This window comes from Kitasatospora sp. NPDC023176, from assembly GCF_055560495.1.
Window position 1 is genome coordinate 135133 of the sequence record NZ_JBVHIP010000024.1, and the last position, 12255, is coordinate 147387.

The window sequence follows — 12255 nt, forward strand, 5'->3', positions numbered from 1 at the left end:
TCCGGGGCACTGCTCACCCCGGACAGGTAAGGCTCACCTTAGCTGATTGTTCCCCTGGTCTCGCGGGTGACGCGTCCGTCCGGGGGAGGCCCCGGCGCACGCCCCAGCTGGCGCGCGAGCCAGACCGGCACCCCGCCCAGGGCGTGCACCAGCCGGGCTGCCTCGGCGCGCAGCCGCGCCGCCTCGGCGGGTTCGGACACCTCGGCGAGCGCGGCGAGCGCCGGCGCCACCCCCACCGTGAAGCCGAGCTGCTCGCGCAGCCGCAGTGAGGCGTCGAAGCCCTCCCGGGCGTTGCTGTGCTCCCCGCGGGAGAGTGCCAGCGCGGCCAGGTGCCGCCAGGTGTAGGAGCGCAGCAGTTCGTCCCCGCGCTCCCCGGCGCCCTCGTGCGCCCGGCGGTAGGCGATCCAGGCGGCGCCGCGGTCGCGCAGCAGGTTCTCGGCGACCAGTCCGCGCCGGAAGTCCAGCAGCGGGCGGCCCGGTGCGTCCGGCGGCAGCAGGGCCGAGGTGCGGCCGAGTGCGGCCTGGGCCTCGTCCAGCCGGTCGCGCGAGCCGAGCACGCTGGCCAGGTAGGCGAGGAAGCCGCGGGCGCAGGCGGCGGTGGCGCGCTGTTCGGTGCCCTCCGCCAGGGCCTCGGCCAGTCGTAGCGCCTGTTCCGCCTGGGTCCACTGGGACGCGGTGAACAGGCACTGTTCGATGAGGAGTTCGGCCCGTGCCAGGGCGACGGCCGGGTCGTTCTCGGCGGCGGGACGCAGCAGTTCGGCGGCCTCCTGCCAGCACCCCCGGGAGCGCAGCCGCCACACGGTGTCGCCCGGTTCCCCCGCTGCCGCCCGCCCCCGCCCCTCCGGGTCACTCGGGTTCCATCCGTGCTCCGACAACGCCACCTCCTTGTGTGCGCCATCCAGCAGGACGTGGACCTCCCCCTGAAGCCCTGCCGTCCGCGACCGTTCGCAGCGCGACGGCGGCACGACGGCATGGCGGCGGCAGGGCGAAAGGCCCACGCTGTGGCGGCAATTCAACACGGGGGTGAGCTTGTGCACCAGATCACGAGCGGAGGTTGTTGCTTTTGCCGGGCGGATGATCTAGTGGAGCGCGCGGGCGCGCCGCCACCGGGTCAGGAGGTCCAGCCGGTCTCCATCAGGGCCTCGGCGGCGCCGTTGGCGGGCTGCGGCACCCCGGCCAGGTCCAGGCTGAACAGGGCCACCAGCAGCTGCTCGCCGCGCACGGTGGCCTGGTGGGAGTAGCCGGCCAGGGTGAACATGGCGGCGGCCATCTCCTCGGCGTGCAGGGTCTGCAGCCACAGGCACTCGACGGACTTCACGTCGGCGGGCTCGGTCCAGGTGTCCACCTGGGCGACCATCCGGCCGCCCAGCAGGGTGACCCCGTCGCGCTCCTGGGCCTCGGTCAGCTCCAGGTCGTCGAAGCCCAGCCACTCCAGGTAGCGGGCGGCGGTGAACACCGCGTCCTGCGAGGTGCGCACCGGGTGGGGGCGGAACGGGGCGCGGTGGCGGAACGGGCGGGAGCGGCCCGCGGAGCCGCCGGGCGGCGCGGGCGGGGTGGGCGCCGGGGCGTTGACCGGGTGGGCCGGGTACGGGCGGGCGGCCTGCGGTCCGGGGGAGGCGAGCGGGCCGGCCGTACCGCCGCTCAGCCGGGTGGTGCGGTCCACCGGGAGCCGGACGGTGGCGCCGCAGTTGCAGGTGAACTCGGGCTGCGGCCACTGGTCGGAGCGGCCGCAGTGCGGGCAGCGCATGCTCAGCCAGGAGTCCTCCCAGGACCGGAACCGCACCTGCACCGGGACCCCGCCGCGCAGCAGCGGCACCTTCAGCGAGGCGCCGCACGGGCAGGGCAGCGACGGCGGCTCGTACAGGTGCTCGCGGCGGCAGGCGGGGCAGCGGATCGCCCGGGCGCCACCGCCCGCCCCCAGCCCTGGCCGCGCGGGGTCGTGTCCGGTGAAGTCGTCGGGCAGTCCTGCCATCGCGGGCTCCGTCCGTCGGTGTGGGGTGGGTGGGTGCTTCCCATGCTCCCCGAAACGTCCGGTCCTGGGCGCGGAATGGGGCAATCCTCAGGGATGGATCAGGGGCCGGTGACCGGGCGGAGCGAGGCCGGACCCTCCGCAGGGAGGATGTGCGGTCGGCGTACGGACGACGGTCAGCCGGCCGACCAGCGTGCCAGGTCGGCGGGGGTGTCCAGGTCGTCCGGGACGGCGATGTCCGCGCACTCGACCAGCACGAGCTCCGCGGCGTGCGCTGCCAGCAGGGCGCGGGCCCCGGCGTCGCCGGTGGCGCCCCCGGCGGCCTCGGCGAAGTACCGGGCGCCGATCAGCACCGGGTGCCCGCGCCGCCCGTCGTACGCCGCCGCGGCCAGTTCGGCGCCGGCCCGGTGCGCGGCCAGCAGCCGGGCCACCGCGGCCGGGGTGACCCCCGGGGTGTCCACCAGCATCACCAGCACCGCCGGAGCCCCCGGTGGCAGTGCGGCCAGCCCGGTCCGCAGCGAGGAGCCCATGCCCTGCGCCCAGTCCGGGTTGGCGACCAGCCGGCAGCCCGGCAGGTGCGCGGTGGAGCGCACCCGCTCGCGGTCCGCGCCCAGCACCACCGTGACGTCCGGGCAGCCGCCGGCCCGCACGGTGGCCACCGCGTGCTCCACCAGCGGGCGGCCCGCGTACCGGAGCAGCGCCTTGGGCCGCCCGCCGAGCCGGCGCCCGCCCCCGGCGGCGAGGACGAGGGCCGGGACAGCGGGCGGTGCCGGCGGGGCCGGCCGCCCGTGGAGTGGCCGCCCGTGCTCGGGGGCCGGGCCGTGCGGGTTCTGCATGGGCCCAGCCTGCCCGGTCCGGGGCCGCTCGCGCAGCGGGTCGACACTTGTACGAATCCACAAGGCGAAGGCGCAGGTCGTGGGCGGTCCCCGGCGGTTCGGCCGCTGGCCCCGCGGCGCGCTTGCCCCTGTACTGGGGCGATGAACACCGCACCGCGCCCGCTGGTGGACCGCTTCGGACGGGTCCACACCGATCTGCGGGTCTCCCTGACCGATCGCTGCAACCTGCGCTGCACGTACTGCATGCCGGCGGAGGGGCTGGACTGGCTGCCCCGGGCGGACGCGCTCGACGACGACGAGGTGGTGCGGCTGGTGCGGGTCGCCGTGGAGCGGCTGGGGATGCGCTCGGTGCGGCTGACCGGCGGGGAGCCGCTGCTGCGGCGGGGGCTGGTGGGCCTGGTCGGGCGGCTGGCCGCGCTCGGCGTGGAGCTGTCGCTGACCACCAACGGCGTCGGCCTGGCGCGGACGGCCGCCGGGCTGCGGGAGGCCGGGCTGGGCCGGGTGAACGTCAGCCTGGACACGCTGCGCGCGGACCGTTTCGCCGCGCTCACCCGGCGGGACCGGATCGGCGACGTGTTCGCGGGCCTGGCGGCGGCGAAGGCGGCCGGGCTGGATCCGGTGAAGGTCAACGCCGTGCCGGTGCGCGGCGTGAACGACGACGAGATACCGGAGTTGGCGTCCTTCGCCGTCGAGCACGGCTACCTGATGCGCTTCATCGAGTCCATGCCGCTGGACGCGCAGGGGAGTTGGGACCGCGCCGCGATGGTGACGGCCGAGGAGGTGCTGGCCCGGCTGGGCGAGCGCTTCGAGCTGCTGCCGGTCGGGCGCAGCGGCAACGCCCCGGCGGAGGAGTGGCGGATCGCCGGGACGGACACGGTGATCGGCGTGATCGCCTCCGTCACCCGCCCGTTCTGCGGCGGCTGCGACCGGGTCCGGTTGACGGCCGACGGGCAACTGCGCAACTGCCTGTTCGCCACCGAGGAGTCGGACCTGCGCGCTCTGCTGCGCGGTGGCGCGGACGACGCGCGGATCGAGGCGGCCTGGCGGGCCTCGGTGGCGGGCAAGGGGCCCGGGCACGCCATCGGCAGCGCGGAGTTCGTGCGGCCGGAGCGGCCGATGTCGGCGATCGGCGGCTGAGCGCCGGGGCGCGGACGGGTGAGCGGCGGAGGTCTGTTCGGCCTCCGGCGCCGAGGTCTGGCGGAGCGTGCGGGCGGGGTTGAGCGGAGCGTGCGCCGAGGGCGGGCGGAGCGTGTGCCCGGGCGGCCTGGCGGAGTGTGAGCTTCGACATGCTCCTTGACGTCCCCGTGGCGTCGGCTTGACCTCCTCTTGGGGCGGCTGGTCTGCTGGTGCGCCGTCAACCCGCCCCTGACCTCGGGAGTTCTCCGTGCCCGCCCGCCGTACCTGGCTGTCCGCCGCCACCGTCTTCCTGATATGCGTGCTCGCCCTGGTCGGCTGGCTGGTCGAAGGCCGCGACCACTCGTCGACCGGCGGCTCCGCCGCACCGGTCGGGGGGATCGGCACCAGCCCGCTGGAGAACCCGGACGGCACCAAGCCCGGCCTGGCGCCGCTGGCCACCCCCGAGGAGCAGAAGGCCGGCCGGGACCTCATCGCCAAGGTCGCCACCGCCCGGACCGGCCCCAAGGACGGCTACGACCGCAACGAGTTCGGCCCGGCCTGGACGGACGGCGTCGAGGGCGTCCCGTTCGGCGGCAACAAGTGCGACACCCGCAACGACCTGCTCTCCCGGGACGGCAGTGGCGTCGAGCGAAAGGACGGCTCGGACTGCGTGGTCACCGCGATGACCATCCGCGACCCGTACACCGGCAAGACCGTCCAGTGGACCAAGCAGCAGGCCTCGAAGATCCAGATCGACCACGTGATGCCGCTGTCCTACGACTGGCAGATGGGCGCCGCCACGTGGGACAAGGCCAAGCGGGTCCGGATCGCCAACGACCCGCTCAACCTGATCCCCGCCGACGGCTCGCAGAACGCCTCCAAGGGCGACTCCGGCCCGGCCGACTGGCTGCCCGCCAGCACCGAGATCCGCTGCTCGTACGCGGTGCGCTTCGCCCAGGTCTCGCTGAAGTACCAGCTGCCCGTCACCGAGGCCGACAAGAAGACGATGCTCCAGCAGTGCGGCGGCTGAGGAAACGATCCTCCGCGAGGTGCCCAGCCCGGGCCAAGGCCGAGGTGCGGCCGTGCCGAGGACACGACAGGACGGGGAGGGCGAGGTGCCCCGACGGCGCGCCGGATGGTATTCGTGGGCGGTGCCCCCGATGACCCCCCGCCTGCCGCGACGCGCCCTGCCCGCCCTCGCCGCCCTCCTGCTCGCCCTGCCCGCCGGCTGCTCCGGCCCGGACGAAGCGCACCCCGCGGGCGCATCGGCGAGCCGCCCGCCGCTCGCCGAGCGGGTCTCCGCCGACGCCTCCCCGGCCCTGCGGGCCTACTACGACCAGCGGCTCGACTGGGCACCCTGCGACGGCGAGGCCGACCAGGACGCCGACCAGGAGGAGGCGGCCGTCCAGTGCGCCACCCTCAAGGCCCCGCTGGACTACGCCGACCCCGGCGGCCGCAGCATCGACGTCCCGGTCGCCAAGGTCCCCGCCGCCGACCCCGCGCACCGGATCGGCTCCCTGCTGCTCAACCCCGGCGGGCCCGGCAACTCCGGCGTCACCATGGCCCGGAACTGGAAGGGCAGTCAGGGTCCGCTGCGCGACCGCTTCGACGTGGTCGGGTTCGACCCGCGCGCCGCCGGCGGCACCCTCCCCGTCCACTGCCTGGACGACCGCACCCGCGCACAGTGGACCAGCACCGACGACCCGGCCTACGACCACGGCCGGACCCTCGCCGACGCCTGCGAGGCCAAGTACGCCGACGTGCTCCCCCACCTCGGCACCCGCGACAGCGCCCGCGACCTGGACGTGCTGCGCGGGGCCCTCGGCGACCGCAAGCTCGACTTCCTCGGCTACTCCTACGGCACCTACCTCGGCGCCCTCTACGCCGAGGAGTTCCCCGACCGCACCGGCCGGCTCGTCCTCGACGGCGCCGTCGAACGCAGCACCGACCTGATGCACCTCAACGGCGAACAGGCCGTCGCCACCGAAGCCGCCTTCCGCGCCTACGCCGCCGCCTACGCCGCCGGCTGCGCCGCCGACGGCGACGACTGCCCGCTCGGCAGTGACCCGGCCGCCGCCGCCCAGCGCCTCGCCGACTTCCTCGACGGCCTCAAGGACCACCCGCTGCCCACCCGCGACGGACGCACCGTCACCGCCGCCCTCGCCTGGACCGGCGTCACCGACGCGCTCGCCGACGGCCGCCGCAACTGGCCCCGGCTGCGCGCCGCCCTCGACCCGGCCCTCGCCCGCGGCGACGGCGACGAACTGCTCAAGCTCGCCGACGCTGCCACCGGCCGCGACGAGGACGGCCACTACGACACCGCCGCGGACGCCTACGCGGCCATCCACTGCGCCGACGCCCCGCTCGCCCCCACCGACGCCGACCTGCGCGCCGCCCTCGCCACCCTCGCCGACCGGGCCCCGCTCATCAGCCGGCACGACACCCGGGTCACCCTGCTCGACCCGGACTGCCGTCCCTGGCCGTACCGCTCCACCGAGCGGCCGCACACCGTGACGGCCCCCGGCAGCGCCCCGATCCTGGTGATCGGCGGGACGGAGGACCCGGTCACCCCCTACCCGTGGGCGCAGCGGATGGCGGCCGGACTGCAGCACGGCGTGCTGCTCACCCGCGACGGCGACGGGCACATGTCCTGGGACCGCAGCGGGTGCGTGCGCGACGCCGTCGCCGCGTTCCTGGTGGACGGCGTGCTGCCGGCCGCGGGGACGCACTGCGCCTCGGACTGAGCCCCGGGCTGAACCCCGGACGGAGCCCCGGACGGAGCCTCGGACTCGGCCCGGACTCGGCCCGCTCGCGGGCGGGTCGCGGGCGGGGAAGGCCGAAGGGGGCGGGCCGCGCGAACGCGGCACGCCCCCTTCGGGGTTCGGGCTCCCGGTCAGGGTTCCGGGAGCCCGGGGCTCGGGACCACGGCTCCGGTGTCAGGACCCGGCGGTCAGGACTGCGGGGCCGTCAGGTCGTAGAAGGTGGCGCCGCCGACCGTCTTGGCGGTGAAGTGGCTGGTCACCCAGGCCTCGATCTGGGCCGCCTCGGTCTCCTGACCGCCCTCGCCGCCCTCGCCGTTCGCGCCGCCCCCGCCGAAGCCGCGGTGCGAGCCGCCCCCGATGAACCAGTGGACCTTGCCCTCCTGGACGTACGTCTGGAAGCCCGCCAGGCTGAGCGAGGGGTCCGTGCCGTTGAAGCCGCCGAGGGCCATCACCGGCTTGCCGGTGGCGAGTTGGTAGCTCGCGGCGTTCTGCGAACCGGTGGTGGCGGCCGCCCAGGTGTACTGGCCGGCGTTCTGCGAGAGCAGCGCCGCCGCCTCGGAGCTCACCTTGGTGCCGCCGAGTAGACCGCCCATGCCGCCGCCGAAGCCGCCCGCGCCGCCCTCCGGGCCCTGGCTGCCGGGGAAGCCGGGCACGCCGGTGGCACCGCCAGATCCGGTGGCGCCGCCCGCGCCGCGCTCGTGGCGGCCGCCGGGGACGGTGCCGCCGGCGCCCCGGCCGGAGCCGTCGGCGAAGCCGCCCGGGCGGTGTGAGCCCTGGCCGTTCTGGCCGCCGCCGAAGCCGCCCTGCCCGCCGCCGCCGAAGCCGCCCTGGCCGTTCTGACCGCCCTGCCCGCCGCCGGGGAAGCCGCCCTGGCCGCCGCCGAAGCCGCCCTGGCCGCCCTGGCCGAACCCCCGGCCGTTGCCCGTCGCGCCCTTGCCGCCCTTGCGGCCGAAGGACCCCGGCCCGAAGCCCGCGCCCTTCACCGACGGCCCGGCCGTGATGATCGAGCCGTTGTGCGCGGTGCCCACGGTGTCCACCGCGTACGCGGCCGGCCCGCCGAGCGCCGCTGCCAGGCCCACCAGGCCCGCCACCGAGGCGATCCGCGCCCCGACCCGGCCGGAGAAGCTGCCGGCGAGCTGCCCGGCGACCAGCGCCACCGCGGCCGCCAGCCCGCCGGCCAGCACCGCCCAGCGCAGCCAGGGCAGGAAGTTCGAGCTGCGCCCGAGCAGGACGAACGCCCACCCGGCCGTCACCGCGAGCACGCCCGCCAGCACCAGCGCGTACGGCAGCCGGTGCCGCGCCCGCCACAGCCCGTCCACGCCCATGCCGACCAGCGCCGCGACGGCCGGGGCCAGCGCCACCGTGTAGTACTGGTGGAAGATCCCGGACATGAAGCTGAAGATCAGCGCGGTGGAGACCAGCCAGCCGCCCCACACCAGGAAGGCCGCGCGGGCGGTGTCCGGACGGGCGTAGCGGCGGGTCGCCCACAGGCCGACCACCAGCAGGATCAGCGCGGCCGGCAGCAGCCAGGCGATCTGCCCGCCGATGTCGCTGCCGAACATCCGGGTGATGCCGGTCTGGCCCCAGCCCCGGTTGTGCCCCGCGCCGGCCGGCAGGTCCAGCCCGGCCGGCATCCGGCCGCCGCCGCCCACGCTGCCGCGCTCGTTGCCGTCGACCCGGCCCAGGCCGTTGTAGCCGAAGGTCAGCGAGAGGAAGTCGTTGTCCTGCGAGCCGCCGACGTACGGGCGGGCCGAGGCGGGCAGCAGCTCCACGACCGCCACCCACCAGCCGCCGGCGACCAGCACGGCCGCGCCCGCCAGCAGGGTCTGCCGCAGCCGCCGCCAGAAGCCGGTGGGCGCCACGACCAGGTAGATCACCGCGAAGGCGGGCAGGATCAGGAACGCTGCCAGCGTCTTGGTGAGGAAGGCGAAGCCGAACATCGCGCCGGTGAACAGCAGCCACCTGGTGCTCGCGGTCTCGACCGCCCGCACCATCCCGTACGCGGACAGGGTGAGCAGCAGCACCAGCAGCGCGTCCGGGTTGTTGAAGCGGAACATCAGCGTCGCGACCGGGGTGAGCGCCAGCGCGGCACCGGCCAGCAGGCCGCCGAGCGGGGAGAAGCGGCGGCGCACCGTCGCGTACAGCGCGCCCACGGTGGCGGCGCCCATCAGCGCCTGCGGGGCCAGGAGCGACCACGAGGAGAGGCCGAACAGCCGTACCGACAGCGCCATCGGCCACAGCGACGCCGGCGGCTTGTCGACGGTGATGAAGTTGCCGGCGTCGGAGGAGCCGAAGAAGAAGGCCTTCCAGCTCTGGCTGCCGGCCTGGACGGCGGCCGAGTAGAAGGCGTTGGCCCACCCGGAGGCCCCCAGGCCCCACAGGTAGAGCACGACGGTCGCGGCCAGCAGCGCCAGCAGGGCCGGGCGCACCCAGCGCGGGTCGTCCGCGCGCCCGCGCCAGGCACGGACCGGCAGGGTGCGCAGCCGTCCGGACCAGGAGGCCGGGCCCTTGGGGCCGACGGGCGGCAGGGCCTGCTCGGGGAAGAGCGGCGCCGGATCCGGCCGGTCCGCGTCCGGCCGCACCTCCGGTGGCGGGAAGTTCGCGGCCTCCGGCCACGGATCGCCGGCCGGAGGGGAGTAGCTGCTCGTGGTCATGCGCCATACCGTGCGTGGCGTGACTGAGAGAACCGTGAGATACGGCTGTGAGACGGGTGTGATCTGCCCGCTAACGCCCGTACGGCGACGGGTTCAGCAGGCTCTCACGGTTCCGGGTCTCAGGCGGCGGCCGGCATGGTGATGTGCTTGCCCAGCCACTCCAGGGCCGGGGGGATCTCCCGGGTCCAGGTGTGGAAGTTGTGGCCCGCGGTGTCCAGGGTGATGGTGGACATCTTGGTGGGGGCCTTGAAGGCGGCGAGCATCGCCTTGGTCTCGCCGTAGTTGTTCTCGTCGTACGCGGTGGTCAGCAGCAGCGAGACCGGGGCGGCCGGCTGGTTCTTCAGCCGCCACAGCAGGTCGTTCTCCTGCTTGAGCTTGTCGTTGCCGCCGAAGAGGTCGCCGGTGGTCGGGTCGAGGGCCGCGCTGTAGTAGCCGGAGAGGGCGATCGCCGCCGGGTAGGAGTCGGGCTTGCGCAGGGCGAACTTGAGCGCGCAGTAGCCGCCGGTGGAGTTGCCGATCACGGCCCGGTTCGCCGGGTCGGTGCCGATCCGGTAGGTGGTGGCGAGGGCCTTGGGCAGGTCGGTGGTGAAGAAGGTCTCGACCTGGGGGCCGTTCGGCACGTCGACGCACTCGGTGTCCCGGTTGTCGACCAGGGTGGGCCGGGTCATCACCAGGATGGTCGGCGGCAGCTTCTTCTGCTCGATGGCGTCGAGGGTGGACGCCGGGTACTGCATCAGCGAGATCAGCTTCTCCGGGGTGCCCGGGTAGCCGGTGAGCACCACGGCCACCGGGAAGCGCTGCTTGGCGTAGGCCGGCTGGAAGTACTGCGGCGGCAGGTAGACGTACGCCTCGGTGCTCAGACCGGTGCCGGCTCCTTTGACGTCGACCTTCTGGATCTGCCCGGACCGGTCCGGCTCCGAGCCCTGCGACGAGTAGAACCTCTGCTCACCGGTGACGGTCACGCCGGAGGCGTTGGGCTGGTGGTCGACCACCGTGCCGAGCCCGCCGCTGGTGCCGAGCAGGTCGGTCCAGGAGCTGTAGAAGCCGAAGTAGCTGTTGGCGATCAGGCCCATGGCGGCCAGCACCGACAGCTGGGTGGCCAGGAAGGCGCCGATCCGGCCCAGCCAGGACTTCCAGCCCTTGCCGCCGAACTTCGGCCAGAACCACATGGTGGCGGCGAAGACGACGATCGCGACGACCGAGGTGATGATCTGCAGGGGGAGTCCGGTGAGGCTGAGCACGAGCCCGATCGTAGTTGACCCCAACGGGCGGGCCGGGACGGCCCCTGGGGGTGATCGTTCCGAAAGCTGTTGACCGGGGTGGTTCGTACTCGGCACCATGTCGCGGGGCGTGCGCACAGTGTGTGCGCCGGGGGTTACTGGGGGTGGGGCCGTGAAGCCCATCGGAAAGGCCGCTCTGGCCATCGGTCCGGCGTTGCGGCTCGGTGCGGGCACCAGGTGCGAGGACACCTTCCCGTTCGAGACCGGCCGCACCTCGACGTCCTGGTCGATCACGCTGCAGCCGGTGGCCGACGGCAACGCCAAGACCAACGACGTGGACCCGAACTCCTTCCCGCAGCCGTAGCGTTCACCGCCGCCGCCCGTAACGGGCATACCAGGACCGGTTGTTGCCATTCGGTGGCACAACCCGTCCCGTGTAGTGGCGAGTTGTGCGGGAACTGTTGACCGTTTGAAGTGACCATGGCACTTTCGTGCGGGCGTGGGCCTCGGCGACCAGTCGGGCAGTCCGCGATCCCCCACAAGGAGAGCCATGTTCAAGAGACTTGTCGCGATGGCCGGCACGAGCGCCGTCGTCGCGAGCGGGCTGGTCCTCGCCGCCGCCCCCGCACACGCCGTCCAGGCGGCCGACCTGACGTCGACCATCGCCCTGGACGACTGCTCCGCCTCGCTGGTCCGGTTCCCCGCCTCGGTGGGCGGCGACCGGGCCATGATGCTCACCAACGGGCACTGCCTGCCGACCATGCCCCCCTACGGCCAGGTCATCCAGAACGTCAGCGCCAGCCGCAGCGGCACCCTGCTGGACGGCGCCGGCAACAGCCTCGGCACCGTCCAGGCCGACAAGGTGATCTACGCGACGATGACGGGCACCGACGTCGCCCTCTACGAACTCACCGACACCTACGCCTCGATCACCTCCAAGTACGGCGCCACCGCCCTGACGGTGAACGACACCCACCCGACCGACGGCGCCTCGATGTACATCCCGTCCTCGTACTGGAAGCAGGTCTGGAACTGCTCCGTCAACGGGTTCGTGCCCACCCTGCGCGAGGACCAGTGGACCTGGCACGACTCGCTGCGCTACAGCTCCGGCTGCAACACCACCCACGGCACCTCGGGTTCGCCGATTATCGACTCCGCGAGCGGGCGGATCGTCGGCATCAACAACACCGGTAACGACAACGGCGAGATGTGCACCCTCGACAACCCCTGCGAGGTCGCCGCCGACGGTTCCACCAAGGCCTTCAAGGGCCAGAGCTACGGCGAGGAGACCTACTGGTTCACCACCTGCCTGAACTCCGCCCGGGCCATCGACCTCTCCGTGCCCGGCTGCCTGCTCACCAAGCCGGCCGGCAGCGGGGTCACGGTCTCCAGCCCCGGTGACCAGTCCACGGCGGTCGGCGGCGCGGTGAACCTGCAGCTCAGCGCCTCCGGCGGCACCGCCCCGCTGTCCTACCGGGCGAGCGGCCTGCCCGCCGGACTGTCGATCGACTCCTCGACCGGCCTGATCTCCGGTACCGCCACCACGGCCGGCACTTCCAGCGTGACGGTCACCGTCACCGACGCCGCCGGCAAGTCGGCCACCACCAGCTTCGGTTGGACGGTCACCGGTGGTGGTGGCGGGTCCTGCACCCCGGCGCAGCTGCTCGGCAACGCGGGCTTCGAGACCGGTTCGGCGGC

General features: G+C 74.3%; 10 protein-coding genes. 5 read left to right on the forward strand and 5 right to left on the reverse strand.

The window, feature by feature from the left end:
* Window positions 1-38: 38 nt before the first annotated feature.
* From ACZ3YL_RS28405 to ACZ3YL_RS28415, 3 genes are all read right to left on the reverse strand, one after another.
* Window positions 39-875 carry a hypothetical protein gene (locus ACZ3YL_RS28405; protein WP_411293056.1) on the reverse strand — a complete coding sequence of 279 codons (837 nt, stop codon included), beginning with the start codon at window positions 873-875 and terminating at the stop codon, window positions 39-41.
* Between the two features lie 236 nt (window positions 876-1111).
* Complete coding sequence (locus tag ACZ3YL_RS28410; RefSeq protein ID WP_465660294.1) at window positions 1112-1972, reverse strand: hypothetical protein; 861 nt, start codon at window positions 1970-1972, stop codon at window positions 1112-1114.
* Window positions 1973-2145: 173 nt separating this feature from the next.
* Window positions 2146-2805: a nucleotidyltransferase family protein gene (locus ACZ3YL_RS28415; protein ID WP_465660295.1), complete on the reverse strand. Its 660-nt coding sequence runs from the start codon at window positions 2803-2805 to the stop codon at window positions 2146-2148.
* A 141-nt stretch (window positions 2806-2946) separates the two neighbouring features.
* On the opposite strand from ACZ3YL_RS28415, the gene moaA reads away from it, so the two are divergent.
* The 3 genes from moaA (at window position 2947) to ACZ3YL_RS28430 (ending at window position 6665) form a co-directional block, all read left to right on the forward strand.
* The gene (moaA, locus tag ACZ3YL_RS28420; RefSeq protein ID WP_465660296.1) at window positions 2947-3942 is read left to right on the forward strand and encodes a GTP 3',8-cyclase MoaA; all 996 of its coding nucleotides are present in this window, start codon (window positions 2947-2949) and stop codon (window positions 3940-3942) included.
* Window positions 3943-4189: 247 nt separating this feature from the next.
* Window positions 4190-4951 carry an HNH endonuclease family protein gene (locus tag ACZ3YL_RS28425; RefSeq protein WP_188307529.1) on the forward strand — a complete coding sequence of 254 codons (762 nt, stop codon included), beginning with the start codon at window positions 4190-4192 and terminating at the stop codon, window positions 4949-4951.
* Between the two features lie 130 nt (window positions 4952-5081).
* Complete coding sequence (locus ACZ3YL_RS28430; protein ID WP_465660297.1) at window positions 5082-6665, forward strand: alpha/beta hydrolase; 1584 nt, start codon at window positions 5082-5084, stop codon at window positions 6663-6665.
* Between the two features lie 206 nt (window positions 6666-6871).
* Here ACZ3YL_RS28430 and ACZ3YL_RS28435 read toward each other — a convergent pair whose 3' ends face one another.
* On the reverse strand, window positions 6872-9337 hold the full coding sequence (locus ACZ3YL_RS28435) for a glycosyltransferase family 39 protein (protein WP_465660298.1): 2466 nt from the start codon (window positions 9335-9337) through the stop codon (window positions 6872-6874).
* A gap of 119 nt (window positions 9338-9456) precedes the next feature.
* Window positions 9457-10578: an alpha/beta hydrolase gene (locus ACZ3YL_RS28440; RefSeq protein WP_317621531.1), complete on the reverse strand. Its 1122-nt coding sequence runs from the start codon at window positions 10576-10578 to the stop codon at window positions 9457-9459.
* 151 nt (window positions 10579-10729) lie between these two features.
* On the opposite strand from ACZ3YL_RS28440, the gene ACZ3YL_RS28445 reads away from it, so the two are divergent.
* Both ACZ3YL_RS28445 and ACZ3YL_RS28450 read left to right on the forward strand, forming a co-directional pair.
* Window positions 10730-10921, forward strand: a complete 192-nt coding sequence (locus ACZ3YL_RS28445; protein WP_188310114.1) for a hypothetical protein — start codon at window positions 10730-10732, stop codon at window positions 10919-10921.
* A gap of 186 nt (window positions 10922-11107) precedes the next feature.
* Window positions 11108-12255 (forward strand): putative Ig domain-containing protein (locus ACZ3YL_RS28450; protein WP_465660299.1); only part of this gene is annotated, 1148 nt, incomplete at its 3' end.